The 25,874-nt window shown below is 73.3% G+C and carries 20 protein-coding genes and 1 pseudogene; 3 read left to right on the forward strand and 18 right to left on the reverse strand.

The annotated features are described in order from the left end of the window. Positions 1-36: 36 nt before the first annotated feature. The 3 genes from ACWGPF_RS11105 (at position 37) to ACWGPF_RS11115 (ending at position 3,315) form a co-directional block, all read left to right on the forward strand. Complete coding sequence (locus ACWGPF_RS11105; RefSeq protein ID WP_452332887.1) at positions 37-1,176, forward strand: LLM class flavin-dependent oxidoreductase; 1,140 nt, start codon at positions 37-39, stop codon at positions 1,174-1,176. Continuing rightward, positions 1,173-2,228, forward strand: coding sequence for a GNAT family N-acetyltransferase (locus ACWGPF_RS11110; RefSeq protein WP_452332888.1), 1,056 nt, complete (start codon positions 1,173-1,175; stop codon positions 2,226-2,228). Before ACWGPF_RS11105 ends, ACWGPF_RS11110 begins: the two co-directional genes overlap by 4 nt. A gap of 340 nt (positions 2,229-2,568) precedes the next feature. Beyond that, complete coding sequence (locus ACWGPF_RS11115) at positions 2,569-3,315, forward strand: hypothetical protein (RefSeq protein WP_452332889.1); 747 nt, start codon at positions 2,569-2,571, stop codon at positions 3,313-3,315. 188 nt (positions 3,316-3,503) lie between these two features. Here ACWGPF_RS11115 and ACWGPF_RS11120 read toward each other — a convergent pair whose 3' ends face one another. The 18 genes and pseudogenes from ACWGPF_RS11120 to ACWGPF_RS11205 form a co-directional block, all read right to left on the reverse strand. Beyond that, positions 3,504-4,592, reverse strand: a complete 1,089-nt coding sequence (locus ACWGPF_RS11120; protein ID WP_452332890.1) for an LLM class flavin-dependent oxidoreductase — start codon at positions 4,590-4,592, stop codon at positions 3,504-3,506. Beyond that, a complete protein-coding gene (locus ACWGPF_RS11125; protein WP_452332891.1) occupies positions 4,589-5,452 on the reverse strand; it encodes a DUF1684 domain-containing protein in 864 nt (287 codons plus the stop codon). The genes ACWGPF_RS11120 and ACWGPF_RS11125 overlap by 4 nt, the downstream gene beginning before the upstream one ends. 12 nt (positions 5,453-5,464) lie before the next feature. Further along, on the reverse strand, positions 5,465-6,826 hold the full coding sequence (locus ACWGPF_RS11130) for an NtaA/DmoA family FMN-dependent monooxygenase (protein ID WP_452332892.1): 1,362 nt from the start codon (positions 6,824-6,826) through the stop codon (positions 5,465-5,467). Positions 6,827-6,839: 13 nt separating this feature from the next. Continuing rightward, positions 6,840-8,033 (reverse strand): LLM class flavin-dependent oxidoreductase, encoded by a 1,194-nt coding sequence (locus tag ACWGPF_RS11135; protein ID WP_452332893.1) that lies wholly within the window; start codon positions 8,031-8,033, stop codon positions 6,840-6,842. 136 nt (positions 8,034-8,169) lie between these two features. Beyond that, positions 8,170-8,898 (reverse strand): amino acid ABC transporter ATP-binding protein, encoded by a 729-nt coding sequence (locus ACWGPF_RS11140; RefSeq protein WP_345438003.1) that lies wholly within the window; start codon positions 8,896-8,898, stop codon positions 8,170-8,172. Beyond that, entirely contained in the window at positions 8,895-9,644 is a 750-nt protein-coding gene (locus ACWGPF_RS11145; RefSeq protein WP_452332916.1) for an ABC transporter substrate-binding protein/permease, read from the reverse strand. The genes ACWGPF_RS11140 and ACWGPF_RS11145 overlap by 4 nt, the downstream gene beginning before the upstream one ends. Continuing rightward, positions 9,633-10,360, reverse strand: a pseudogene (locus ACWGPF_RS11150) (transporter substrate-binding domain-containing protein); the annotation flags it as partial. The pseudogene ACWGPF_RS11150 and the gene ACWGPF_RS11145, both read right to left, overlap by 12 nt. Before the next feature lie 95 nt (positions 10,361-10,455). Continuing rightward, positions 10,456-10,752, reverse strand: a complete 297-nt coding sequence (locus ACWGPF_RS11155) for a hypothetical protein (RefSeq protein WP_452332894.1) — start codon at positions 10,750-10,752, stop codon at positions 10,456-10,458. Between the two features lie 136 nt (positions 10,753-10,888). Beyond that, positions 10,889-12,271 (reverse strand): M20/M25/M40 family metallo-hydrolase, encoded by a 1,383-nt coding sequence (locus ACWGPF_RS11160; protein ID WP_452332895.1) that lies wholly within the window; start codon positions 12,269-12,271, stop codon positions 10,889-10,891. Positions 12,272-12,342: 71 nt separating this feature from the next. Further along, positions 12,343-13,350, reverse strand: coding sequence for an LLM class flavin-dependent oxidoreductase (locus tag ACWGPF_RS11165; protein ID WP_452332896.1), 1,008 nt, complete (start codon positions 13,348-13,350; stop codon positions 12,343-12,345). Beyond that, a complete protein-coding gene (locus ACWGPF_RS11170; protein WP_452332897.1) occupies positions 13,347-14,966 on the reverse strand; it encodes an ABC transporter substrate-binding protein in 1,620 nt (539 codons plus the stop codon). Before ACWGPF_RS11170 ends, ACWGPF_RS11165 begins: the two co-directional genes overlap by 4 nt. 10 nt (positions 14,967-14,976) lie before the next feature. Next, a complete protein-coding gene (locus ACWGPF_RS11175) occupies positions 14,977-17,553 on the reverse strand; it encodes a dipeptide ABC transporter ATP-binding protein (RefSeq protein ID WP_452332898.1) in 2,577 nt (858 codons plus the stop codon). Next, entirely contained in the window at positions 17,550-18,557 is a 1,008-nt protein-coding gene (locus ACWGPF_RS11180) for an ABC transporter permease (RefSeq protein ID WP_452332899.1), read from the reverse strand. Before ACWGPF_RS11180 ends, ACWGPF_RS11175 begins: the two co-directional genes overlap by 4 nt. Positions 18,558-18,687: 130 nt before the next feature. After that, the gene (locus tag ACWGPF_RS11185) at positions 18,688-20,070 is read right to left on the reverse strand and encodes an NtaA/DmoA family FMN-dependent monooxygenase (protein WP_452332900.1); all 1,383 of its coding nucleotides are present in this window, start codon (positions 20,068-20,070) and stop codon (positions 18,688-18,690) included. Then, positions 20,067-21,206, reverse strand: a complete 1,140-nt coding sequence (locus ACWGPF_RS11190) for an LLM class flavin-dependent oxidoreductase (protein ID WP_452332901.1) — start codon at positions 21,204-21,206, stop codon at positions 20,067-20,069. Before ACWGPF_RS11190 ends, ACWGPF_RS11185 begins: the two co-directional genes overlap by 4 nt. A gap of 117 nt (positions 21,207-21,323) precedes the next feature. Further along, positions 21,324-23,222: an FAD/NAD(P)-binding protein gene (locus ACWGPF_RS11195; RefSeq protein WP_452332902.1), complete on the reverse strand. Its 1,899-nt coding sequence runs from the start codon at positions 23,220-23,222 to the stop codon at positions 21,324-21,326. Beyond that, positions 23,219-24,574 (reverse strand): NtaA/DmoA family FMN-dependent monooxygenase, encoded by a 1,356-nt coding sequence (locus tag ACWGPF_RS11200; protein WP_452332903.1) that lies wholly within the window; start codon positions 24,572-24,574, stop codon positions 23,219-23,221. The genes ACWGPF_RS11195 and ACWGPF_RS11200 overlap by 4 nt, the downstream gene beginning before the upstream one ends. Beyond that, positions 24,571-25,755, reverse strand: coding sequence for an LLM class flavin-dependent oxidoreductase (locus ACWGPF_RS11205; protein ID WP_452332904.1), 1,185 nt, complete (start codon positions 25,753-25,755; stop codon positions 24,571-24,573). Before ACWGPF_RS11205 ends, ACWGPF_RS11200 begins: the two co-directional genes overlap by 4 nt. Positions 25,756-25,874: the final 119 nt, after the last annotated feature.

The following is a 25,874-nucleotide window of genomic DNA, read 5'->3' on the forward strand; positions in this document are numbered from 1 at the left end:
GCGCGGGCGGATCTCCGCCCGTCTGCGAGGAGACCCATGCCCGCGCGCGTCCCCCTCTCCATCCTCGAGCTGTCGGCGTTCGGCTCCGGCCGGACGCCGGCCGACGGGCTGCGAGCGAGCATCGACCTCGCCCGACGCGCCGAGCAGCTGGGATACTCCCGCTTCTGGCTCGCCGAGCACCACCTGAACCCCGGCATCTCGGGAGCGGCCCCGCACGTGCTGCTCGCCCTCATCGCGCAGGCGACCGAGTCCATCCGCATCGGCACGGCCGCGACGATCATCGGGAACTACGCCCCGCTGCAGGTCGTCGAGGCCGCCGGCGTCGTGTCCGCGCTGCACCCTGGACGCGTCGACCTCGGCATCGGGCGCTCCGGCTCGGGGCGGACCCCGCCCGAGGGGCCGGCTCCCGTCGCGCGCACGGTCGACGGACTCCTGCTGCCCGTGCCGTGGCCCTTCCCCGTCGACTCCGACCGGTTCGTCGCGCAGGCGCGACTGCTCCGGCGCACGGCGGGCGACGCCGACCGCTTCGAGCACGACGTCCACGACGTGCTCGCCCTCATCGCGGGCGACTACCGCGCGCCAGAGGGCGTGCCGGTGCATGCGACCCCCGCCGAGGGCCAGGACATCGACGTCTGGATCCACGGCACGAGCGCAGGGCCCAGCGCGCGGCTCGCCGGCGAGCTCGGCCTGCCGTTCGGCGCGAGCTACCACGTCGCGCCGGGGACCGTGCTCGACGCCGTCGAGGAGTACCGCCGCGCCTTCCGCCCCGGACGCCGAGCGACCCCGTACGTCACGGTCTCGGTCGACGTCGTCGTGGCCGAGACCGACGACGAGGCCCGCCGCCTCGCGGGCGGTTACGGTCGATGGGTGCACAGCATCCGCGCCGGGCTCGGCGCCGTCCCGTTCCCCGCGCCCGACGAGGCCCTGAGCCATCCGCTCACCGCCGACGAGCAGCGCATCGTGCAGGATCGCCTCGACACGCAGTTCACCGGGTCGCCGGCGACCGTGGCGGAGCGCCTCGAGACGCTGCAGCGCGTCACGGGCGCCGACGAGCTGCTCGTCACGACCCTCACGCACGATCCCGCCGACCGCATCCGCTCGTTCGAGCTGCTCGCCGAGGTCTGGGGGCTGGATGGCGCGGGGCGCGTCGTCGAGACCGCGGGAGCGCGCGCATGAGCGCCGTCGAGACGGTCGCGCCCCGGCCCTCGCAGCGGGGCTTCGCCATCCGCCTCGTGCGCGACGAGGAGCACGAGGAGACCGGCAGGGTCACGGCGCTCGCCTACCGCGAGAGCTACGGGTTCATCTCGGATGCCTACGAGGCATCGCTGCGCGACGTCGCGGGGCGCACGGCGCTGGGCGAGGTGTGGGTGGCCGTCGACGACGACGGCGCGATCCTCGGCAGCGTGTGGGTCGCGCGCCCGAACCGGCGGCTCGCCGAGGTGGCGGAGCCCGGCGAGACCGACTTCCGCCAGCTCGCCGTCGCGCCGTCCGCCCGCGGGAGGGGCGTCGGCGCCGCGCTCACGCGGCATGTCATCGAGCTCGCGCGACGACGCGGATCGCATCGCGTCGTCATGAACAGCGGCGGCTACATGACCGGCGCGCATCGCCTCTACGAGAAGCTCGGATTCCGTCGGCTCTCCGAGCGCGAGGGGCTCAAGGAGGTCGAGCCCGGGCGCTTCGTCGAGCTGCTCGCGTTCGGCTACGACCTCGGAGAGCCGGCAGCGGCCATCCCTCGGTCGGTGTCCGTGGAACGAACGACCTGGGACGACCCCCGTGCCGTGGCTCTGCGTGCCGAGATGGACGAGGAGATCGGCCCGCGGTACGCCGATCGCTGGCCGGCCGACGATCCGGAGGCTCTCGCGCGCTCGCAGCGCACGTTCTCGGTCGACCCCGCCGACATCGTCGCGGTCGTCCTCGCCGTCGACGCGGACGGCCGTGCGGTCGGTCATGCGGCGCTGCGCGACCTCGCGCACGACGGCACGCGCGATCTCGAGGTGAAGCGCGTGTTCGTGCAGCAGTCGGGCCGCGGAACGGGCGCCTCGCGCGCGCTGCTCGCCGAGCTCGAGCGCATCGCCGTCGAACGCGGGGCGCCGCGGCTGATCCTGCAGACGGGCGATCGCCAGCACGACGCCGTCGCGCTCTACGAGAAGCTCGGCTACACGCCCATCCCGATCTACGAGCCCTACACCGAGCACCTGTTCTCGCGGACCTTCGAGAAGCGGGTCTGACGGACGGATCGCTCGCGCGAGTGGGCGGGCGCCCGGATCGGGCGCGGGAAAGCGGGCTTTTCCGCCCAGCGGATGGTGCAGAGGAGGTCAGCGTCGGGGCGGACGAGCCGCCATCGGGTGCGGGGGCGTCCGGTCACGTTCTGGTAACACGTTGTAAGAACGGCGCACTCGCTGACATATCCGTAGGGGGAGAAGGCCAAGAACCGCAGGGCCGTCCTCCGAAGGGGACAGTGCGCAGGGACTCAGCGCCGGCAGTATGTGGGTTGCCAAACCCATCGGTGCTCTTCCTCTCCTTCTGCACGGTGCACGCCTGGGATACCACGCCGAGAAGGACAACGCCATGACCATCACCCCTCCTACGCGAGCCCGGACCCGCGTCCTCCCGGGCGTCCTGCTCGCAATCGCCGCGGTCGCGCTCGCCGGATGCACGACAGCCCCCGCGCCGCCCACCGCCGCGTCGAGCGCGGATGAATCGGAGACTCCCTCCGTCACGATCTCGACGGACATCACCGACTACCTCGTCAGCATGTCGATGATCCACGCAGACGCGCCGGTGTTCGAGAGCTCGGACGAGCTCGCCGAGGTCTCGCAGATCGGCGCCATCGGCCACGTCACCGAGTTCGCCGACGGCCTCCTCTTCACAGAGGGAGACGCGTTCGAGTTCGAGCCCGTCATCGCCCGCCTCGAGAACATCGAGCTCCTGAGCGGAGAACTCCCCGCAGGGTTCGACGGGAGCCTCTACGTGGCGCTGCCCGGCTTCCCGTCCGCCGAAGAGTACGCGGCCTCGATCGCGCCCGGAACCCGCATGGTCGCTTACGGCAACGACCTGGCCGGCGAGACCACCACCGTGCGCGCAGGTGCTCCCGCCGACCAGGCGATCATCAACATCGCCCACCCCGCGGGGCTCGGCCTCGAGGTCCAGGGAGTTGACGCCACCTCAGGATCTGCCGTGCCAGAGATACCCGTTCTCGTCTTCCCCCTCGAATCCGCCGTCGCCCCGGACATGACCGCCGAAGACCTCGCTCCGGGCAACCCGCTTCCGAACTTCGACGACCTCGCGCGCGGCGACGGGGCGACCACCGAGTAACCACCGCTCCCCGGCGCATCACAACAAGGTCTGCCACAAACGGGGCCCACGCGAGAACCGCTCTCACGCGGGCGCCGTTCATGGCTGGTCCGGAACGAATCGCACGCCCGCGGCGGAAGCCCGGCTCCTCCCGTCCCGCACACGACGAAGCGGCCCGGAGTCTCCTCTCTCCGGGCCGCTTCGGGCGGTCAGCGCGCGAGCGCGGCGTCCGCCCTCCGGTTCCCCACCGGGTCGGCGTCCGTCCAGAGCGTCGTCGGCAGCCGGCGCCGCAGCACGGGCGCCACCTCCGTCGCGAAGCGCTCGAGGATCTCGAGCTGCCGCTCGAACGGGACGGTCGTGGGCAGGCTCACCGACTGCAGCGCGTGCCCGAGCCTGTCGTGGAAGCGGATGATCTTCTCGACCACCTGCTCGGCCGTGCCGACGAGCGCGGGGCCCTCGGCGACGGCATGCCGGATGTCGCGGAACGGCGTGTTGTTGCCCGGCACGTTCGTGGCCGCCACGATCGCGTCGTAGGTGGGGCCGTAGTCGCGCACGGCCTCCTCGGCCGTGTCGGCGATGAACAGCGCCCCCGCGCCCGCGGCCGTGTAGTCGAGACCCTCCGGATGGCCGTGACGCGCGTACTCGGCGCGGTAGTGGTCGACGAGCACGCCGTAGTTCTCGAGCGGCTGGATGGCATTGGCGCTGAAGAGCGGATCGCCGTGCCGCGCGGCGAGGGCGGCCGACGCGAGCGTCGTCGCCGAGCCGTGCCAGACGCGGGGCACGCCCGCGAACGGCCGCGGCTGCGTCGTGACCCCGACGAGCTCGCGCGTGAACGGCCCCGCCGGCCACGAGACGTCCTCGGACGACCACAGTGCGCGCAGCTGTGCGTACTTCTCCGCCAGCAGATCCCACTGGTCGTCGATGTCGAGCCCGAACAGCGGGTACTGCGCGACCTCGTTGCCCTTGCCGATCGTCAGCTCGAGCCGCCCGCCCGAGAGCTGGTCGATCGTCGCATAGTCCTCGGCGGCACGCACGGGGTCGAGGAGCGACAGCACCGTGACTCCCGTGTTGAGGCGGATGGTCGTGGTGCGCGCCGCGACGGCGGCCAGCAGGACGGAGGGCGACGACGACAGGAACGGGCCGGCGTGGCGCTCGCCGATCGCGACGGCGTCGAAGCCGAGCTCCTCGGCGCGTTCCGCCTGCCGGAGCGTCTGCTCCAGCCGCTCCGACGGGGGCACCTGGCGGCCCGTGATCGGGTCGGGGCGGTACGGGACGATGTCGAGCAGCTGGAACCTCACGCCGGCACCGCCACGGCGGCGTCCGCCCGCACGCGTGCGAGCGGCGTCTTCTCCCCGGCCTCGATGCCGACGGGGAGCCGGTTGCCCGCGGGCGGCAGCGGGCAGGTGGCGAAGTCGGTGTACGCGCACGGCAGGTTGACGGCGCGGTTGAAGTCGATGACGGTCGCGCCGTCCTCGTCGGGCGCGGGCACGGTCAGCGTGCGGTTCGCGGCGTACGTCGTGAGACCGCTCGTGGCATCCGTGAAGAGCGCCGTGAGCGTGCCGGGCGCGTGACCGGGGAACACCGTGAGCGAGAACGTCTCGCCCTGCAGGTCGAACTCGATCCGGCCGGGGGCGTCGTAGACGTGGAGCAGGCCGTCGACCGCCGATCCCACCTCGGTCGGCACGGGCGCGTCGAACGGGATGTAGCGCGCGGCGGCGCGCCACCGCGCGTTCGGCACGTACGTCGGCGTGCCCGCGTACGCGGAGAGGAAGGGATGGTCGGCGCGGCGTGGGCGGACGATGTCGAAGCCGCCGCGGCGGGCGACTTCGATCGCCCCCTCGACTTCGCCGTCCCGGAACGCGAGCGTGAGGCCGCCGCGCTCGGCGAGCGGCCCGAACGCGTGGCGTCCGGTGATCGTCTCGCCGCCGAGGCGCAGCTCCTCACCCGCGTCGAGCTCGACGACCGGGCCCTCGGGGCCCGTCGTCCAGCGCCCGGGGGCGTCCGGGAGGTCGACCGGCTCGGCCGAGAGCCAGTGCAAGCCGGTGATGGCGAGGAACCCGAGCGGGTCGGCGCGGCGCTCCTCGTGCGCGCGGTGCCATTCCTCCCAGTCGCGCCCGTACTGCGCGCGGTCGAGCGCGGCGTTCACTGCTGCGGTCATGGTGTCCTTCTCTCAGACGGCGGGGACGAGGCCGGCGTCGCGCGCGGGCACGGGCAGGCCGAGGTTGTCGCGGAGGGTCGAGCCCTCGTAGTCGGTGCGGAGCGATCCGCGCTCCTGGAGCAGCGGCACGACCTCGTCGACGAACTGGTCGATGCCGCCCGGGGTGACGTGCCCGCCGAGCACGACGCCGTCGGCTCCGTCCTGCTGCACGAACGCGTCGAGCTGGTCGGCGACCTGCGCTGCGGTGCCGATGAGGTCGCTGCGCCCGATGGTCTCGTGCGCCACCTGGCGGAACGTGAGACCGCGCTCCTCGGCCAGCGCGCGCCATCCGCGCACTGTCTCGAAGCGGTCCTGGTACGTGAACGCGCGCCCCTGGATGATGGGCGCCGCGTCGGGGTCCGGCTCGATGTCGGGCAGCGGGCCGTCGAGGTCGTAGCCCGACAGGTCGAGGTTCCACAGCTGCTCGAAGCGCACGCGGATGGCCTTGTCCGAGAGCTGCTGCTCGAGGACCCACTGCGCCTTGTCGCGCGCCTCCGCCTCGGTGTCGCCGATGACGTACCCGACGCTCGGGAGGATCTTGAGGCTGCCGGGGTCGCGCCCTGCGGCCGCCGCACGGGCCTTCACGTCGGTGTAGAACGCCTGCGCCTCGACGAGGCGGTGGTAGGGGGAGAAGATGACGTCGGCGTTGGCGGCGGCGAAGTCGCGTCCCTGCGGCGAGACCCCCGCCTGCATGATGACGGGCCGGCCCTGCGGGCTGCGCGGCACCGTGAACCGCCCGGAGATGTCGAACTGGCGGCCTTCCCGCCGGAAGGCTCCGGCCTCCGCGTCGGCGAGGAAGACCCCCGACTCCTTGTCGGCGGCGATGGCGTCGTCCGGCCAGGAGTCCCACAGCGCCCGCACGGCGTTCACGAACTCCTCCGCTCGCTCGTAGCGCTGCTCGCGCGGCAGGAAGCCGCCGCGCCGGAAGTTCGCGCCCGTGAACGCGTCGAAGCTCGTCACGACGTTCCACCCCGCGCGGCCGCCCGAGAGGTGGTCGAGCGACAGCAGCTGCCGGGCGAGCTCGTAGGGCTCGTTGAACGTGGCGTTGATCGTGCCGACGAGGCCGATGTGCTCGGTCACGGCCGCGAGGGCTGCGAGCACGGGCAGCGTGTCGGGCCGGCCAGCCACGTCGTGGTCGAACACGCGACCCGCGCGCTCGCGCAGGGCGAGCCCCTCGGCGAGGAAGAAGTAGTCGAAGCGGCCGCGCTCGGCGGTCTGCGCGACCTGCCGGAACGTCGAGAACGCGATCTGGCTGCCCGCGTCGGGGTGCTCCCAGAGGGTGTGCTCGTTGACGCCGCCCACGTACGCGGCGAGGATGATCTGCTTGCGTGGCATCGGATGCTCCTGTTCAGGCGGCCGTGGAACGGCTGCGCGCGTAGCGGTTCGGGACGTCGGTCGCGAGGCCCAGGTGCCCGCGCAGGGTCTCGGTCTCGTAGACATGGTGGAAGAGCCCGCGTCGCTGCAGCTCGGGGACGAGGTCGGCGGCGATGCGGGGGAGGTCGTCGGTCGTCACGGCGGGGCGCAGGCGCACGCCGTCGAAGCCGACGGCGGCGAGCTCCTCGATCGCGTCGGCGACGGCAGCCGCGGAGCCCGTGACGACCCGCGCGTCGGAGGCGAGCGGACGGCCGAGCGCGTCGAGCCGGGCGAGGCGGTCGGCCGCGCTCTCGTCGGCGCCGTCCAGCAGCACGACGAGGTCGGCGTGCACGTGCAACGGGGCGCCCGAGCGGCCGACGGCGCGCTCGGCGTCGCGCACCTCGGAGAGCACGGTCGCGGCGTCGTCGTGCGGGGTCGTGAACACGACGTCGGCGCCGGCCGCCGCGAACCGGTAGGCGACAGGGGCGTGCGCGAGCGCCGCGACGACGGGCTGTCCCTGCGGGGGCCTCGGCACGATGGCCGGCCCGCGCACCGAGAACCAGCGCCCCTCGAAGTCGATGCGGTGCACCTTCTCGGCGTCGAGGAAGCGGTCGGTCGCGACGTCGCGGATCTCGGCGTCGTCCTCCCAGCTGTCCCAGAGGCGCCGTGCGACCTCCACGGCGTCGGCGGCCTCGGCGAAGAGGTCGTCGATCGCGGCGGCCGTCGTCTCGTCGACGCGGTCGATGCCGACCTCGCGGCGGCCGACGTGGCCGGCCTCGTCGCGTCGGGGCGAGGTACGCGGCTGCCAGCCGGCGCGCCCCTCGCTCACGAAGTCGAGCGTGGCGATGGCCTTCGACACGTGGAACGGCTCGGTGTGCGTCACGGTCGCGACCGGCACGATACCGACGCGCGTCGTGACGGGGGCGATGCGGGAGGCGACCAGCACGGCGTCGAGGCGTCCGCGCACCTCGTCGGCGCGGCCATCCGGCTCGAACGGCAGGCTCGACTGGAGGGACAGGCTGTCGTCGATCGTGAGGTAGTCGAGCAGTGCCTCCTCGGCGAGCTGCGCCTGCTCGACCCAGTAGCCGGGCTCGAACAGCTCAGCGGGGCGGGCCGAGGGCTCGCGCCACGCGGAGGGGTGCCAGCCGGCGCCGTCGAGGGCGACCCCGAGGCGGATGCGTTGCGTCATGACGGTGCTCCTGTCCGGCGACGGGCGTCGCCGGGACCAGGCTCCCCCGTGCCGCAGGGGCCGGCGCCGGTGGCCGTCAAACGCGGTCACGCCCCTTCACACGCCGTAACGGCGGGAAGGGGCGCGACGGGTGCGGTCAGAGGACCTTGGAGAGGAAGTCCTGCAGTCGCGCGTTCTTCGGCGCCCCGAAGAGCTCGGCGGGCGGCGCGGACTCGACGACGACGCCGCCATCCATGAACACCGTGCGCGAGGAGACCTCGCGGGCGAAGCCCATCTCGTGCGTGACGAGCACCATGGTCATCCCGCCGGCCGCGAGATCGCGGATCACCTGCAGCACCTCGCCCACCATCTCGGGGTCGAGGGCGCTCGTCGCCTCGTCGAACAGCATGATCTCGGGGTCCATGGCGAGGGCGCGCGCGATCGCGACACGCTGCTTCTGGCCGCCCGAGAGCGAGGCCGGCTTCGCGTCGGCCTTCTCGGCGAGGCCGACGCGGTCGAGCAGCGCGAGCGCGCGCTCCTTCGCCTGCGCCTTCGTCATCCGCCCCAGCTCGACGGGCGCGAGCGTGATGTTCTCGAGCACCGTCATGTGAGGGAAGAGGTTGAAGTGCTGGAACACCATGCCGATGCGCTGGCGCACCTCGTCGAGCCTCACGCTGCGGTCGGTGAGGTCGACGCCGTCGACGATCACCTGGCCCGACGTCGGCTCCTCGAGCTTGTTGAGGCAGCGCAGCAGGGTCGACTTGCCCGACCCCGACGGGCCGATGACGGCGACGACCTCGCCCTCGCCGACGGCGAGGTCGATGCCCTTGAGCACCTCGTTGTGGCCGAACGACTTGTGCAGGTCGCGGACCTCGATCTTGCTCATGCGGTGAAGGTCCTCTCCAGGCGGTTCGCGAGCAGCGTCAGCAGCGTGATGACGACGAAGTAGATGACGGCGACGATCGTGAGCACCTGCGCCGACAGGTAGGTCGAGGCGATGATCTGACGCGACTGGAACGTCAGCTCCGCCAGGCCGATGACGCTGATGAGCGAGGTGTCCTTCAGCGTGATGATGCCCTGGTTGACGAACGACGGGATCATGATGCGGAAGGCCTGCGGCAGCACGACCTTGCGCATCGTCTTCCAGTGGCCGAGGCCGAGCGAGCGCGACGCCTCGGCCTGACCGGGGTCGACGGCCTGGATGCCGCCGCGGATGATCTCGGTCATGTACGCGCCCGTGTTGAGCGACAGCGTGATGGCGCCCGCGACGAACGGGTTGAACTGCAGGCCGGGGAAGAGCTGAGGGACGGCGAAGAACACGAAGAACGCCTGCACGAGGATGGGCGTGCCGCGGAAGACGTACACGTACGCCGTGGCGATCCACCGGAACAGGAAGAAGCGCGCCAGCCGGCCGAAGCCGAACACGATGCCGAGGACGAACGATGCGACGAGCGCGACGAGCGTCGAGAGGATCGTCAGCCACAGACCCTGCATGAGCGCGGGCCAGTACTCGATCGCGACGGAGACGATGTCGGCGGGGGCGGCCGCGGCGTCGTCGGCGCTCAGGTAGCGGTCGACGATCTCGTCGTACTCGCCGGAGGCCTGCAGGTTCGCGAGGCCCTCGTCGAACATCGCCAGCAGCTCGGCGTTCTCGCCCTTGTTGACGGCGAAGCCGTACTCGCCGCCCAGCTCGGGATCGCCCACGAGGCGGAAGCCCGACCCCTGCTGGATGCCGTAGGCGAGCACGGGGAAGTCCTCGAAGTACCCGACCGCCTGGTTCGCCTTGACGGCGTCGACCATGTCGGTCGTGTCGGAGTAGGGGGTGACGGTGAAGCCGTACTCGTCCTTGTTCTCCTCGGCGAAGGTCTGCCCCTGGGTGCCCGTCTTGACAGCGACGGTCTCGCCGTCGAGGTCGTCGAGCGACTGGATGGCGCTGTTCTCGAGCACGCCGAGCTGGATGCCCGAGGTGAAGTACGGATCGCTGAAGTCGAAGACCTCGCGGCGCTCGTCGGTGATCGACATGCCCGCGATGACCCCGTCGACCTGATCGGCCTGGAGGGCCTGCAGGGCCGCGTCGAAGCCGAGCTGGCGGATCTCGACCTGAACCCCTGGTCCTCCGCGATCGCACGGAGCAGGTCCATGTCGATGCCGACGAGGTCGCCGTCGGCGTTCGTGAACTCGAACGGGGCGAAGGTGGTGTCGGTGCCGATGACGTAGGTCTCGCCCTCGTCGGCGGCCGAGGCGGCGGACGCGCCGCCCACGACGGCCGCGACGGCGATCGCGGTCGCGACGAGCGCGCCTCCTGCGCGCCGCGCGGTGACGCGCAGTCGGTCGGTGAAGTGGTGCACGATGCGGGTTCTCCTGGATGGCGACGCGCCCGACCGGCCGGTGGGCGACCATCCACCCTAACCGGCGGTGCGCCGTCGCGAGGAGAGCGGAGGGCCTACTCGCCCATGACCCGGCGCGTGAGCGCCGCGACGTCGCGGTCGAGGTGGTCGATGCGCGTGCCGACGGCGTCGAAGCGCGCGTTCATCTCCGTGCGCAGCCCGCCGAGCTCGGTGCGGACCGAGCCGATCTCCGTGCGCAGCTCGGAGCGGACGGCGTCGACCGACGACTCCACCCTGCCGATCTCGGCGCGCAGCGTGCGCGTGAAGCTCGAGGAGATGATGCCGAGGGTCGTGAACGCGAAGGTCGCGAACAGCCCCATGAACACCCATACCTGCGGTTCGGTCATCTCCATGCCCTCCAGTGTGCGCCGTCGGGGTCGACGATGCCAGAGCGCGCGGTCGCCGGATGGCGCACGCACTCTCTTCGTGGACGGCAGTCGGGTGCGGACCGCCTGTGCACGGGAGGACGCCCGTGCACCCTCCGCCGGTTCAGCGCGGGACGCGCACGCCGTGGTCGCGGCCGAGGAAGTCGCGCACCGTGAAGTCGAGCGCGTCGGCCGTGAGCGCGATCGAGTCGAGGTCGATGCGCTCGTTGTGGCCGTGGAAGAGGGTGCGGAACGTGCCGTAGTCCCAGCGGTCGCTCAGCACGCCGAAGCCGTAGGCGGGGATGCCGCGGGCGCGGTAGAAGCGGCCGTCGGTCCCGCCGGCGGCGAGCATGGGAAGCAGTTCGGCGGCGGGCCGCGCGCGGCGCACGGCGGAGCGGAGCACGTCGAACAGCGGCGTCTCGACCGGCGACACGGTCGACGGCACGATGAGGTCGCCCTCGATGCGGATGTGCTCGAGCAGGTCGCCGAGCGCGTCGCGGATGTAGCCCTCGATCTCGGCGGCGTCGACGTCGGGCAGCACGCGGATGTCGAGCCGGATGGTCGCCTCACCCGGGATGACGTTGTGCTTCTCGCCCGCGTGGACGACGTTGGGCGAGATGGTCGTGTGGGTCGACGCATGGGCGAAACCCTGCAGACGGCCCGTCGCGGGGAGCCCCTCGTAGAGCCGCTCGGGGCTCTGCAGCGCTGCGGTGACGTCGGCGCCGAGCTCGAGCGCCTCGGCGTACGCGTGCCACTGCGGCGTGATGACGGTGGGGGTGCGGAAGCGCGAGATGCGCGAGATCGCCTCCGCCGCGATGACGGCGGCGTTGCGCGAGCCCCAGGGCGCCGATCCGTGACCGGGGACGCCCGTGACGCGCAGCGTGCGGGGCGCCTGGCCCTTCTCGCCGATCATGACGCCGATGGCCGGCCGGCTGCCCGCCGGCGCGCCGCCCGACTCGGTGAGGACGTAGTCGGCGTCGATGAGCTCGAGGCGGTGCTCCGTGAGCCATCCGGCGCCGTAGTGCCCGCCGTTCTCCTCGTCGGCCACGGCCGCGAAGACGAGGTCGCCGCGTGGGCGGAAGCCGCTGCGCGCGATCTCGCGCGTGACGACGGCGTAGGCGGCCGTCAGGTCGAGCATGTCGATGGCGCCGCGGCCCCACAGCACGTCGTCGACGATCTCGGCGCCGAACGGGTCGCGCTCCCAGCCGGCGGGCTCGACGGGCACGACGTCGGTGTGGCCGAGGAGCGCGAGCGACGGAGCGTGCGGATCCGTTCCCGGGATGCGGATGACGAGGTTGCCGCGCCCGGGGTGCGGCTCGACGACGACGCCCTCGAGCCCCGAGCCCTCGAAGAAGGCCTGCAGGGTCCGCACCTGGCGGATCTCGTGACCGGAGTCGGGGCTGCCGTCGTTGACGGCGGCGTTGCGGATGAGCTGCTGGAGGAGCTCTGTCGTCTGACGGCCGAGCGACGCGCTCGCGTCGGCGACGTCGTTCCCCCGGATGGCCATCCCTCGACGGTATCCGACATGGCGACGGAAGCAGAAGGCCGATGACGCCGTGCGGCGTCATCGGCCTCCGATCAGGCGGCCGCCGGCCCCCATCCCAGTCGCGGGAGCACCGCGTGCCGGATGTCGGAGAGGATCTGGCGGTAGTCGTCCTCGGCGAACGCGTAGGGCAGCGCGACCCGCAGCTCGGTGCGTCCGTCGAACGTCGGGTCGGCCGCGAGCCGCTCGACGATCTCGTCGGACGTCCCGTGGAGATCGCGCTGGAACACCACGCGGCGTCCGCCCAGGTCGACCGGCCGTCGGGTGCGCTCATCCCGCGCCGCGGCGTACTCGGCGTAGTGCGCGCGCTGTGCGGCCGTCGCGGAGTCGGTGGGGATGATCACGCGTTCGACCCCGACGCGCGCCCCGGTGTCCGACGACTCGCCGCGGTAGACGCCGATGTGGATGGCCTGCGCCTCCTCGAACGTGTCGGCCGCGTCGCCGTCGCCGACGTTCCCGAGCAGGAGGTGGAGGCCGCGCTCAGCGGCCCACCGCACGGAGCGGAGGGAGCCGCCGCCGATCCACACGCGCTCCCGGAGCCCCGGGACGTGCGGCTCGATGCGCGGCTCCTGCTCTCCGTAGGGGGTGCGGATGGGCTCGTCCGCGAGCACGCGCCCCTCGAGGGCCTCGAGGAAGCGCGCGATGAGGGCGTAGGGATCGGTCGCGGGATCGAGGTCGGGGCGGGAGAGGCCCGCCAGCAGCGCCGCGTGCGGCGCCGACGAGCTCACCCCGACGTTCACGCGCCCGCCCGACAGCGCGTCGACGGTGGCGAAGTCCTCGGCGAGCCGGAACGGGTTCTCGTATCCGAGCGGGACGACGTCGGTCTCCAGCGCGATCGAGCGGGTGCGCTGCGTCGCCGCCGCGAGGAACGGCAGCGCCGCCGAGACGCCCCGTTCGAGGTGCCGCTGGCGGATGCCGGCGACGTCGTAGCCGAGCTCCTCTCCGAGCGCGAACAGGCGCAGCGTCTCCTCCAGGCCGCCAGCCGGGTCGCCGGCGGGATGGCTTCCCGCGAGGATGAACCCTGCGGCCGGGATGGTCGTCACTCGGCGTCCTTCCAGACGGCCACGAGCGAGTCGAGGCGGGAGTCGGCGCCGAGCGACAGCTCGTGGACGGCGTCCTGCGTGCCGAGGATCGACGTGAGCTCGTGCACCGGCACCTGGTAGTACTCGCTCGCGATCCGCTCCTGGGCCTGGGCGAGCAGGTCGTCGCGCGTCGCGGCGTCGGCCGCGGCGAGCTGCGCCTGCAGGAGCTCCTCGAGCTCGGGGTCGTCGATGGCGAAGCGCGTGGTCGCGGCGGAGAACGAGGTGCGCAGGATGTCGCCGTCGGCGCGGGACGAGTTGCCCCAGGCGATGTCGAAATCGCCGGCGTCCTGTCGGGCGATGAAGTCGGGAACGGTGCTGCCCGACAGCTCGATCTCGATGCCGACCTCCTTGAGCTGCTGCTGGATGAGCTCGAGGGAGGTCTGGTTCGGGCCGAAGTTGGTGATCCACACGAGATCGAGCGAGAGGCGCTCGCCGTCCTTCTCGCGGATGCCGTCTGAGCCCTCCTCCCACCCCGCGTCCTCGAGCAGCTCTTCGGCGTGCGCGGGGTCGTAGGAGAAGTACGCGCTCTGGTCGGCGAACGAGGGCGTGTTCGTCGCGAGAGCGCTCGTCGCGACGGCGAACAGGTCGTTGAGAGACGTGTCGCGCACCGTCTGGGCGTCGACCGCGGAGGCGATGGCCTCGCGGACGGCGATGTCGGCGACGACGGGGTGCGCGAGGTTGAACGACAGGCCGAAGGTGACGCCGGGGTTGGCCCGAGACACGAGCGGCAGCCCCGCGCCCTCCACGATGGAGACGTCGTTCGGCTGCACGCCGCCGATGACGTCGAACTCGCCCGACTCGAGCCCGCCGGTGCGCACGCTGGCCTCGGGCACGACGCGGAACGTGACCGCGTCGAGGTGCGCCGCGCCCGCGCTGCCGAGGGCGTCGGGCGCCCACGCGTAGTCGTCGCGCGCCGCGAGCACCGTCTCGACGTCCTTCGTGTAGTCCTCCAGCGTGAACGGGCCCGTCCCCACGAGCGCAGAGCCGTCGCCGCGCTCGTCGTAGGGCACCTCGCGGGTCGCGGCGCCGACGATCCCGAGGCCGACCGACGCCGTCGCGTTCGGGAACGCGGCGTTGGGGGTGGTGAAGCGCACCTCGACCGTGTGCTCGTCGATCACGATGGTCTCGTCGTAGCCGACGAACGATGAGACCGCCTGGCTCGATGCGCCCGCCGCGACGATGTCGTCGAAGGTGCCCTTGACGTCGTCCGCCGTGAACGGCGTGCCGTCGGAGAAGGTGACGTCGTCGCGCAGCGTGAAGGTGAACGCCGTCGCGTCGTCGTTCGCCTCGTAGCCCGTCGCGAGCCAGGGCTCCAGCTCGAGCGTGTCGGGGTTCTGGTAGAGCAGCGAGTCGACGAGCTGACGCGTCACGTAGAGCGTGTCGTTGCCCGAGCCCGTCCCCGAGGGGTTGAGGGAGATGGGGTCGTTCGCGATCGCGAAGGCGAGCTCGCCGCCGTCCACGGGGCCGCTCGATCCTGCCGGCTCGGCGGAGGGATCGGTCGAGCCGGCGCAGCCGGCGAGCAGGAGCGACGCGGTCACGAGCACGGTCGCGGTGGGGAGCAGGGATCGGGTCGGCATGGTGGTTCCTCTATCGGGTCGGAGCGGACGGCGCGGCTGCGCGTCTGCCGGGGATGGCGTCGAGCAGGGCGCGCGTGTACGCGTGCGCCGGCCGGTCGAAGACGTCGTCGATCGCGCCGGACTCGACGATGCGCCCGCGTCGCATGACGACGACCTCGTGGGCGATGCGGCGGACGACGGCGAGGTCGTGGGAGATGAACAGGTAGCTCAGCCCGAGCTCGCGCTGGAGGTCGGACAGCAGCGTGAGGATCTGGTGCTGCACCGACACGTCGAGCGCGGACACGGGCTCGTCGAGGACGACGACCCCGGGCGCGGGTGCGAGCGCGCGGGCGATCGCGACGCGCTGACGCTGTCCCCCGGAGAGCTCGGCCGGTCGGCGGGCGAGGAGCCCGGACGGGAGCGCGACGAGGTCGATGAGCTCCTCGACGCGTCGTCGCCGCTGCGCGCGCGAACCGATGCCGAGGGCGTGCAGCGGGTCGGCGACGAGCTCCTCGACGCTCAGCCGCGGGTTGAGCGCCGCATACGGGTTCTGCTGGACGAGCTGGACGCGACGGCGCAGCGCTCGCAGGCGCGCGCCGCTCGCCGAGGTCACGTCCTCGCCGTCCAGGGCGACGGAGCCCTCTGTCGGGTCGACGAGCCGCAGGGCGAGACGCGCTGTCGTGGTCTTGCCCGAACCCGACTCCCCGACCACGGCCAGCGTGCGGGCCCGTCCGAGCGAGAACGACACGTCGTCGACCGCGCGCTGCCGACGTCCGCCGGGCAGAGCGAAGTCCTTCACGAGCCCCGCGACAGAGAGCACGGGCTCCGCGGCGCCGATCGGGCCATCGGCGGTGCGGCGCGCGTCGATGTACACCCCGCGTGCTCCGAGGCTCGGCGCCGCGGCGATGAGCTCCTGCGTATAGGGGTCCGACGGCGCGCCGAGCACGGCGTCCGGGGTGCCCTCCTCGACCACGCGTCCTCCGCGCATGACGACGATGCGATCGGCTCGGTCGCCCGCGACGCCGAGGTCGTGGGTGATGAGGAGGATGCTCGTGCCCCGCTCCACGCGCAGGGTGTCGAGCTGGTCGAGGATGCGCCGCTGCACCGTGACGTCCAGGGCGCTCGTCGGCTCGTCCGCGATCAGGAGGGCGGGTTTCGCGATCGTCGCGATCGCGATCAGCACGCGCTGCCGCATGCCGCCGGAGAGCTCGTGCGGGTACTGGCGCGCACGCGCGGCGGGCTGCGGCACGCCCGCGGCGGCGAGCGCGTCCACGGCGAGCCGGTGCGCGTCGGCGGGTGCCGCGAGCCGGTGGATGCGCAGCACCTCGGCCACCTGGTCGCCGATGCGGGTCACGGGGTTGAGGCTCACGGTCGGGTCCTGCGGAACGAGGCCGACGGCCCGGCCGCGCAGCCGGCGCAGCTCGCGCTCGCCCGCTCGGACGAGATCGGCGCCCCCGACGAGCGCGCGCCCTGCGACGATCTGCGCGGCCGGCGGCAGCAGGCGCACGACGGCATGGGCGGTCGTCGACTTGCCCGATCCGGACTCGCCCACGAGCGCCACCGTCTCGCCGGCGGCGACGTGCAGGCTGACGCCGCGCACGGCGTCGACGGTCCCTCGGCGGGTGCGGTAGCGGACGGCGAGATCCTCGACGCTCAGCACGTGCTCGGCGCTCATCGGCGGCCCCCTCGGGTGTCGAGGGCGCGCGAGACGCGCCCCGTGGCGAGCACCGTGAGGATGATCGCGATGCCAGGCAAGGTGGTGAGCCACCACGCGTTCCTCAGGTAGTCGCGCCCCCCCGGAGACGAGCGACCCCCACTCGGCCGCGGGCGGTGCCGCGCCGTATCCGAGGAAGCTCAGAGCGGAGACGGCGAGGATGGCTCCTCCCAGCTCCAGGACGGCGAGCACGATGACGGGCCCGGCGGAGTTGGGCAGCACGTGGCGCCAGAGCACACGGAGCTCGCGGTTGCCGGACGCGCGGGCCGCCTCGACGTAGGGCGAGCTGCGCACGCGCAGCACCTCCGAGCGCATGATGCGCGAGACCGAGGCGATGCTCGCGGCGCCGACGGCGATCGCGACGTTCACGGTGCCGAAGCCGAGGGCCGTGATGATCGCGAGGGAGAGGAGGAGCCCGGGGATCGCGAGCAGCACGTCGGCGGCGCGCATGACGAGCGCGTCGACGCGCCCGCCGGCGAATCCGGCGATGAGCCCGAGCGCGGAGCCCGCGACGATGCCCACGAGGACGGCGAGGATCGCCGCCGAGAGAGTGAGCGAGGTGCCGTGGACCACTCGCGTGAAGAGGTCCCGGCCGATCTGGTCGGTGCCGAACCAGTGCGCGGCGGAGGGTGCCTGCAGCTTGTCGGCGGGCACGCCGGCGAACGGATCGCCGGGCGCGATGACGGCCGGAGCGACCGCGGCGACGGCGAGCACGAGGAGCCAGAGCACCGAGAGCGCGACGGCGGGGCGGCGCAGGGCGGCGAGCGCGGACGGCAGTCCGCGACGGCCGGAGCGCTCCTGCACGGCGTCGTCGAAGCGGTCGGCGGCCGTGCCGGCGAAGCCTCCAGATCGCCCGGCGGGAGCGTCGGGCAGCAGGGTGGGGGTGTCGGTCACGGCTTCGCTCCGATCGGCTCGAGGGCGTCGTCGTCGGCAGCCCCGGTGTCCTCCTCCTCCGGTTCGGGCGCGCCGCCGGCGAGCACGATCCGGGGGTCGAGGAGGGGGTAGACGAGGTCGACGACGAGGTTGACGATCACGAACACGGCGGCGGCGAACAGGACGACGCCCTGGACGACGGCGATGTCCTGCGTCTGCACGGCAGACGCGGTGACGCGCCCGATGCCGGGACGCGAGAACACGGTCTCGGTGACGACGGTGCCGGAGAGCAGCTGCCCGACGACGAGGCCCGTCATCGTGAGCGCGGGGAGCGCGGCGTTGCGCAGCGCATGGGCGAGGTGGACCCGTGCGCGGCCCGCCCCCTTGGCGCGGGCGGTGTCGATGTAGGGCTCGTCGAGCGTCTGCTCGAGACTTCTGGCGAGCAGCTGCGCGATCGTCGCGCCGGTGGGCAGCGCGAGGGTGAGCGCGGGGAGGACGAGCGAGAGGGGGCCGGTGTCGCCGACGGCGGGGAAGAGGTGCAGGCCGAACGCGAGCCACTGGATGAGGAGGAGCCCGAACCAGAAGCCCGGCACGGCCACGCCGAGCGGGGGCAGGCCGAGGAGGAACGCCGTCAGGCGGCGGCTGCGCGTGAAGGTCGCCCACACGGCGAGTCCGGCGCCGAGGAGGACGGCGAGCACGAGACCGGCCAGCGCGATCTGCACGGTCGGCCCCACGGCCTCTCCGACGATGTCGGCGACGGGGCGTCCCGACTGCAGCGATGATCCCAGGTCGCCGCGCACGACGCGCCACAGCTGGGTCAGGTACTGCACGATGAGCGGCTGGTCGAACCCGTGCTCGGCGCGGAGCGCGTCGAGCTGCTCGCCCGTGACGTCGGTGGCCTCGCTGCCGGCGAGCAGTCGGATGGGATCGGACGGCAGAGCGTAGAGCACGAGGAACGAGACCGTGTAGGCGGCCCAGAGCACGCCGACGGCCTGCAGGAGGCGCGTGAGCACATAGCGGAGCACGGGGGTCCTCTCGGAGCGGGTGGGGTCGGTCCGGAACGGCCAGCGTCGCACCGGGCCGGTGGAGCGGCGCCGCCGCCCCGTCACCGCCCTTCACGGACGGCAACGGGCCGACACGCGCCGACACGCGACGTCATACGACGTGGGCCGAGCCGCGTCGGAGCGCCGTGCTCTCCGGCAGCCCGAGATGGTCCCGCAGCGTGCGTCCCTCGTACGTCGCGGGATACACCCCGCGCTCCTGCAGCTCGGGGACGAGCAGGTCCACGATGTCGCGCAGGCCGTCGGGGAACGCGTCGGGTGAGACGTTCAGCCCGTCGAACGCGTCGGAGCGCACGAGGTGCGCGAGCTCGTCGGCGACCTCGCCGGGAGTGCCCACGAACCGGCGCTGAGCGGACAGATGGTGCACGAGCTGCCGCACGGTGAAGCCGCGCTCGTCGGCGAGCGCCCGCCATGCGCGCGCCCTGACGTCGGGCTCGTGTCCGGTGTGCACGATGCCGTGCGTGCGGCTCTGGCGCACGCCGGACGGGTCGTCCGCGGGCAGCGGGCCGTCGAGGTCGAGGTCGGAGTCGACCTGCCACACCTCCTCGACCACCTGGCGGACTCGCCGATCGCTCAGGCCGAGCTCCTGGACGGATCGGGCGCGCTCCTCCGCCTCGCTCCGTGTGCGGGCGACGACGATCTGCGCGCCGGGGAAGATCTTCAGGTCGTCGCCGGGGCGCCCGGCTCGGCGGGCGCGACGACGCATGTCCGCCGTGAACGCGACGGCCTCGTCGAAGCCCACGTGGTGGGTGAACACGCCCTCCGCCCATCGCGCGGCGAAGTCGCGCCCCTCGTCGGAGTCGCCCGCCTGGAAGTACACCGGCTGCCCCTGCGGGCTCGGCGGCACCTGCGGGACGATCCGCGCGCGGATCCGATCGCCGTCGCGGACGACGGGGAGGATGCTCCCCTCGCGTGCCCACCCGTCGCCCGCACGGGTGGGTTCGGCTGCGTCGCGCGGGAACCCCTCCCACACCGCCTGCACGGCGCTCACGTGCTCCTCCGCGTAGCGGTACCGCTCGCTGTTGGCGAGGAACCCCCCGCGGCGGAAGTTCTCGCCCGTCCATCCGTTGTCGGTCGTCACGATGTTCCACCCCGCGCGCCCCTCGCTCAGGAGGTCGACCGTCGCGATGCGCCGCGCGAGGTCGACGGGATCCGTGTAGGTGGTGTTGAGCGTCGCGACGAGGCCGATCCTGCTCGTGTGCGCCGCGAGGTGCGCGAACAGCACGAGCGCGTCGGGCCTGCCGGTGACGGCGATGTCGTTGAGCCGGCCGAGGTGCTCGCGCAGGCGCAGGCTCTCCCCGAGGAACAGCGCGGTGAAGAGCCCGCGCTCGGCGTCGCGGACGAGCTCGACGTACGACTCGAACGCGTAGAAGTCGAGCGGGTCGGGCGTGCGCGACCAGTCGTAGACGGGGCCGAACGGCTGGAAGACGTTGAGGTGCAGCCGTGCGTCGGGGCGGGGGTAGTCGCGGGCGCTCATACGGGGCTCCCCGCGGTCGACAGGGCGGCCGGAGCCGGGTGCGCGTCCCCGCGCACGGCGAAGACGTTCGCGGGACGCTCGAGCCCGAAGGCCTCCCGGAGCGTCTCGCCCGAGAGCGGGATGCGCAGCGGCACCGTCTCGGAGACGATCTCCGTCACCTCCTCCGCGATCGCGGCCGCGTCCTCGTCGAGGACGGCGGGGCGCACGACCACGCCGTCGACGTGGCGGAGGACGTCGGCCAGCCCCGATGCGACGGCGGCTGGCGTCCCGACGAGACGTGCGTCCCGGCCGGCGCGCCACACGGTGTGCGCGTCGAGCGCGTGCAGCCGCGCGGCAGCCGATGCGCGCCGGGTGTCGACGAGCACCTCCACGGCGGCGATGACGCGGGGGATGCCGCGCTCGCGGGCCGCATCGGCGGCTCGTGCGATCGCCTCGGCGTCGACGCCGTGCACGATCGCGATGTCGACGAGCGGAGACAGGCGCGGGGAGAGCGCGTGCTCGTCGGCCCAGACGACGAGCTGGCCCTGGGGCGGTCGCGGGAGCAGCCCGGGGCCGCGGACGGAGAAGGTCTCGCCCACGAAGTCGGCGTGGTGCCAGCGGTCGATGTCGAGGAACCGCTGCTGCGCGATGTCGGCGACGAGGGCGTCGTCCTCCCAGGTGTCCCAGAGCAGGCGCACCGCCCGGACGACATCGGCGGCCTCCGCGACGAGCGCGTCGTCGGACGTCGCGCGCGCCCTGCCGTACGCGCCGGAGAGGGCGTCGTCGTCGACGACGCGGGCGATCCATCCGGCCCGGCCGTGCGAGCCGAGGTCGAGGCTCGACAGCTGGTTCGCGAGGTGGAACGGCTCCGCGTGCCGGATACCCGCGACGGGCACGAGGCCGATACGGGAGGTGACGGCCCCCGCGAACGCGGCGAGCTCGATCGCGTCGAGTCGGGCCTGCACGCCCGGCGCGGGGTCGCCCGGTCCGTCGGGCAGCACCGCGAAGGCGTAGCCCGCGCGCTCCACCGCCTGCAGCCGCGCGCGCAGCCGCGCCGGCGCGAGCGCGGCGGCCGGTTCGTGGCGCGCGGCGCGCCATGCCGCCGGATGTGCGCCCTCGCCCGAGAGGTCGATGCCGATGAGCCGGGGGATGGCCATGTCCGCTCCCTTGATCGGGGCCGGCGCGTGCGGCGTCGGCCGTGCCCCGAATCTAGGAAGCGCCGGCGCCCGGGCGGACCACGAGCGTCACCGCTGGTCGCACGCGGTCATGCGGCGTCACACCCGCGCGACGGCCTCGTCCCGATGCCGCGCGGCGGCGAGCGCCGACGCGATGGCGCCGGCCACGCGGTCGGTCTGCCGCAGCGAGAGCGAGTCTGCCTGCGGGCGCGTGAAGGCCCCGCCCTCGGGCGCAGAGGTGAACGGCCCGATGCCGAAGAGCGTCTCGTGCGCCGCGCCGTTCCGGCGCACGACGCGCCCGTCGGCGTCGACGACGATGCGCCCCAGAGCACCCGTGTACTCCCCGTCCGACACCGACAGCTCGGTGCCGTGCACGTGCGCGAGCTCGCGCAGGGCGGCGTCGTCGCTGTCGGCCGCGCTCGCCGCGGGCAGCCACGCGTCGACGAGGGCGCGCGCCGCGACATCCCCCGGAACGCGGCGACTCGAGGCGACGAACCCGCGTTCCGGGTCGACGCGCACGTCGATCTCGGGCCCGAGGAAGCGCACGATCCCCGCGTCCGCGAGAGCGAGCAGCTCGTCGAGCCGGTGCGCGGGAGGGCCGCTCGCGACGTAGCTGAAGAACGTGTGCCAGCGCGTCGGCAGCGACACGGCGCGCGAGCGGGCGTTCCACCGCTCCGCAGGCACCTCGGCGAGGGCCATGAACGACAGCAGCACGGCGAGCCAGACGCCCTGCGATGCGCTCCGGTCGGGCGAGGTGCGCGCATCGAGGTCGTCGCGGATGTGCGCGAGGAGGCGCTCGTGCACGGCGTCCGCCGAGGCGAAGTCCTCCCCCGCCAGCGGGGTGTCGAGGCTCTGCACGTCGAAGCGGTCGCGCGGATCGGGGACGACCTCGGCGATGAGGTCGCGCAGCGCGGGGTCGTCCCAGCGGTGCGCCTGCAGCACCGACCGGAACGCCGGCCACGTGCCGGCGACCCGCTCGGGATGCCCCGTGAACAGCTCGCGGTAGTGGCCGTGCAGGAGCTCAGCCGCGATGAGCGGCCACGCGTCGCGCTCGAAGTCGAGGGGCTCCGGGCGCGCGACGAGATCGGCGATCGCGCGCGGCGTGAGCACCTCCCGGACCGGCGTCTCGCCGCGGATGGCCGAGGAGACCTTCGACCGGTAGGGCACGCCGCGCCGCGACCCGAGGTGAAGACGCGGCTCGCGGCCGGACGGTGTGTAGACGAGCCCGCCCGGGCCATCCGAGAACCGCCCGCCGCGCCCCTGGGTGAGGAGCACGACGAGGTCGACGGCGGCGAGACCCATCCCGCGCACGACGACGTCGGCGCCGGGGGCGAGGGCCGAGAGGTCGGCGTCGGCCGTGAAGGCGGGCGGTACGTACACGAGCCCGTGCGCGGACGCGGCGTCCGCGAGCGCGCGGGAGGGCGCATCCGGTCGTCGGCTGCTGTGCCCGAGCGCATACACGACGACGTCTGCGTCGAGCTCTCGTCCGTCGGAGAGCACGACGACGTGCGCGCCATCCGCGTCGCGCACGCTCGTGACGACGGCCCGCTCCACCGTGATCGAGACGCCGGCGGGGGCCGAGGCGATCGTCGTGCGCGCGAACCAGTCGAGGTAGTGGCTGTGCAGCCGCCGGGTCGGGAAGCCGTCGCCTGCCAGCGTGAGCGCCTCGTCCCGCACGGCCGTGTCGATCTCGACGTCGGGCAGATCGCCCTCGCGCCAGCGCTCGAGCCATCCGATGAGCGACGGCCCCGGCCGGACGGGGCCCTCGATCGTGCACGAGGAGTCCGTGAACACCGTGACGTCGCGCGCCATCGAGTTGAGCTTGAGGAGCGGCGACTGCGCGCGCCGCCAGATGCGCCCGGCGCCGATCGGGTGCGGGTCGACGAGGACGATCTCGATCGGGGCATCCGGGGGCGTCGCGCCCTCGAGCCGCGCGAGCAGACGCTCGAGGAGCATGACCGCCCGGGGCCCGCCGCCCGCGAGGACGACGCGCGTCACCGGGCCCCCGCGAGGGCCGGGACGGGAGCCGGCAGCCCGAGCAGGTCGCGCAGCGTCGCACCCTCTTCGTACTCCGCGCGGTACGAGCCGCGCTCCTGCAGCAGCGGCACGACGCGCTCGGCGAACTCGTCGAGGCCGTGCGGCGTGAGATGGCCGACGATCGTGAAGCCGTCGGTGGCGCGCTCCTGCACGTAGCGGTCGATCTCCGCCGCGATGCGCGAGGGCGTCCCGACGAACGTGTGCTGCGCCGTGAGGCGGATGACCGTCTCGCGGATCGAGAGCCCCTCGGCCGCCGCGGTCTCGCGCAGCTTCGCGATGCGCGCGCGGATGGCCGCGTGGCGGTTCGCGAAGCCCTGCGCCGATTCGGAGCCGGCGTCGGGCTCGATGTCGGGGAGCGGGCCGTCCGGGTCGTAGCCCGAGAGGTCCCGGTTCCAGATCTGCTCGATGTAGGTGAGCGCCGTCTCGGGGCGCACCTGCTGCAGCGCGATCTCGCGCGAGCGCTCGCGGGCCTCGTCCTCCGTGTCGCCGATCGCGAACGTCGCGGCGGGCAGGATCTTGAGCGAGTCCTCCTCGCGTCCCCACGCGGCGAGACGGCCCTTGACGTCGCGGTAGAAGTCCTGTGCCGCGGCGAACTCGGTGTGCAGGGAGAAGATCACCTCGGCGTGCTCCGCGCCGAAGTCTCGGCCGTCCGGCGAGTCGCCGGCCTGCACGATGACGGGACGGCCCTGCGGGGACCGCGGCACGTCGAAGAGGGCGTCGACGTCGAACTGCGAGCCGGTGTGGCGCACGCGGGCGGGTGCTCCGTCCGGCAGGAAGACGCCCGTGCCGGCATCGGCCACGGGGCCCTCCTCGGGCCAGGAGTCCCACAGCCGCTTGGCGAGGGCCGCGAACTCCTTGGCGCGCTCGTAGCGGTCGGCGTGGGCGAGGTAGCCGCCGCGCCGGAAGTTCGCACCGTGGAAGGCGTCCGAGCTCGTCACGGCGTTCCAGCCGGCGCGGCCGCCCGACAGGTGGTCGAGCGTCGCGAGCTGCCGTGCGAGCTCGTAGGGCTCGTTGAAGGTCGTCGACAGCGTGCCGACGAGTCCGACGTGCTCCGTGATGCCGGTCAGCGCCGCGAGCACCGCGAGCGTGTTCGGGCGGCCGAGCACGTCGCGCTCGTGGATGCGGCCGCGGTGCTCGCGCAGACGCAGCCCCTCGGCGAGGAAGACGTAGTCGAAGAAGCCGCGCTCGGCGGTCCGCGCGAAGTGCTCGAACGACGAGAAGTCGATCTGGCTGCCGGCGGAGGGATCGGTCCACACCGTGGTGTTGTTGACCCCGGGGAAGTGCGCGGCCAGGTGGATCTGCCGGACGGTCATGCGGCCTCCTCTGCTCGGACGCGGCGATCCGCGGGGCGCGCGAGCCCGAGCCGATCGCGCAGCGTGACGGCCGATCCGTCGTCGGTGGCGAGCGCCCCCGCGGAGCGCAGCCGCGGGATCACGTCGTCGGCGATCCGGTGGAGGTCGCGGGGCAGCCGGGCCGGGCGCAGGCGAACGCCGTCGGCGCCGGCGACGGCGAGGGCCCGCACCTCGTCCACGACGTCGTCGGCCGTGCCCACGACGATGCGGGCGTCCGAGGCGAGCGGCGTCCCTGCGAGGTCGTCGAGGCGCGCGAGCGCGTCGCGCGCCGCGGCGCGGGTGTCGTCGACGAGGACGAGCAGGTCGGCGAAGACGCGCGGGACGCCGCCCGCGGCGTCGAGCTCCGCGCGGATGGCGCCCAGGCCATCCGCCGTCGCCGGCGTCGTGAAGACGACGTCGGCGCGTGCCGCCGCGAACCGGAACGGCACCGTCTGGTGGGCGAGCGCCGTCACGAGGGGGCGGCCCTGCGGCGATCGCGGCACGATCGACGCTCCGGCGACGGAGAAGAACTCGCCCTCGAAGGCCGCGGGGCGGATGCGGTCGGCGTCGACGAAGCGGCCGCTCTCGACGTCGCGGATGATGGCGTCGTCCTGCCACGAGTCCCACAGCCGCTCCAGCACCTCGGCGAACTCGTCGGCCTCGCGGAAGGCGGCGAGCGCCTCGGGGGAGTCCTCCACGCGGCCGGAGGCGGGCAGCGAGGACAGCACGGTGCGCCCGCGGCCGAAGTTCGCCGCCTCGGCGGCGGAGGCGCCGGCGACGAGGCGCACGCCCGCGCGTCCGCGGCTCGCGAAGTCGAGCGTCTGAGCGGCCGTGGCGACGTGGAACGGCTCGGTGTGCGTCGTCGTCACGGTCGGCACGAGGCCGATGCGCCGCGTCAGGGGGCCCGCGAACGACGCGATGAGCACGGCGTCGAGACGCCCGCGCGCGCGCCCGGGCTGCGGTTCGTGCTCGAAGCGCGCCGTGAACGACAGCGCGTCCTCGATCGTCGCGAGCACGACGCCCGCATCGTCTGCCGTTCGCAGCAGGTCGCGCCAGTAAGCGGGCGTGACGAGATCGCGGGGGCGGGCGGCGTCGTCGCGCCACGCGGCCGGATGCCATCCCGCGCCCTCGAGGGCGACGGCGACGTGCACCTGATCGGGCATGGGGGTCCTCCTGGCGTGCGGTGGGGTGCCGACCACTGTCGCGGTCGTCGACGGCGCGCGCAACGCCGGTCGTCACGCGGCGACTCGCGCCGTCATGAGACGCATTGCGTCACAATCCC

Source organism: Microbacterium sp. NPDC055683 (assembly GCF_053617895.1).

Bases quoted from the DNA above. Each gene is read 5' to 3' on its own strand.
- ACWGPF_RS11105 (WP_452332887.1), top strand. From the start codon at position 37: ATGCCCGCGCGCGTCCCCCTCTCCATCCTCGAGCTGTCGGCGTTCGGC.
- ACWGPF_RS11110 (WP_452332888.1), top strand. From the start codon at position 1,173: ATGAGCGCCGTCGAGACGGTCGCGCCCCGGCCCTCGCAGCGGGGCTTC.
- ACWGPF_RS11115 (WP_452332889.1), top strand. From the start codon at position 2,569: ATGACCATCACCCCTCCTACGCGAGCCCGGACCCGCGTCCTCCCGGGC.
- ACWGPF_RS11125 (WP_452332891.1), bottom strand. From the start codon at position 5,452: ATGACCGCAGCAGTGAACGCCGCGCTCGACCGCGCGCAGTACGGGCGC.
- ACWGPF_RS11130 (WP_452332892.1), bottom strand. From the start codon at position 6,826: ATGCCACGCAAGCAGATCATCCTCGCCGCGTACGTGGGCGGCGTCAAC.
- ACWGPF_RS11135 (WP_452332893.1), bottom strand. From the start codon at position 8,033: ATGACGCAACGCATCCGCCTCGGGGTCGCCCTCGACGGCGCCGGCTGG.
- ACWGPF_RS11140 (WP_345438003.1), bottom strand. From the start codon at position 8,898: ATGAGCAAGATCGAGGTCCGCGACCTGCACAAGTCGTTCGGCCACAAC.
- ACWGPF_RS11145 (WP_452332916.1), bottom strand. From the start codon at position 9,644: ATGTTCGACGAGGGCCTCGCGAACCTGCAGGCCTCCGGCGAGTACGAC.
- ACWGPF_RS11155 (WP_452332894.1), bottom strand. From the start codon at position 10,752: ATGGAGATGACCGAACCGCAGGTATGGGTGTTCATGGGGCTGTTCGCG.
- ACWGPF_RS11160 (WP_452332895.1), bottom strand. From the start codon at position 12,271: ATGGCCATCCGGGGGAACGACGTCGCCGACGCGAGCGCGTCGCTCGGC.
- ACWGPF_RS11170 (WP_452332897.1), bottom strand. From the start codon at position 14,966: ATGCCGACCCGATCCCTGCTCCCCACCGCGACCGTGCTCGTGACCGCG.
- ACWGPF_RS11185 (WP_452332900.1), bottom strand. From the start codon at position 20,070: ATGAGCGCCCGCGACTACCCCCGCCCCGACGCACGGCTGCACCTCAAC.
- ACWGPF_RS11190 (WP_452332901.1), bottom strand. From the start codon at position 21,206: ATGGCCATCCCCCGGCTCATCGGCATCGACCTCTCGGGCGAGGGCGCA.
- ACWGPF_RS11200 (WP_452332903.1), bottom strand. From the start codon at position 24,574: ATGACCGTCCGGCAGATCCACCTGGCCGCGCACTTCCCCGGGGTCAAC.
- ACWGPF_RS11205 (WP_452332904.1), bottom strand. From the start codon at position 25,755: ATGCCCGATCAGGTGCACGTCGCCGTCGCCCTCGAGGGCGCGGGATGG.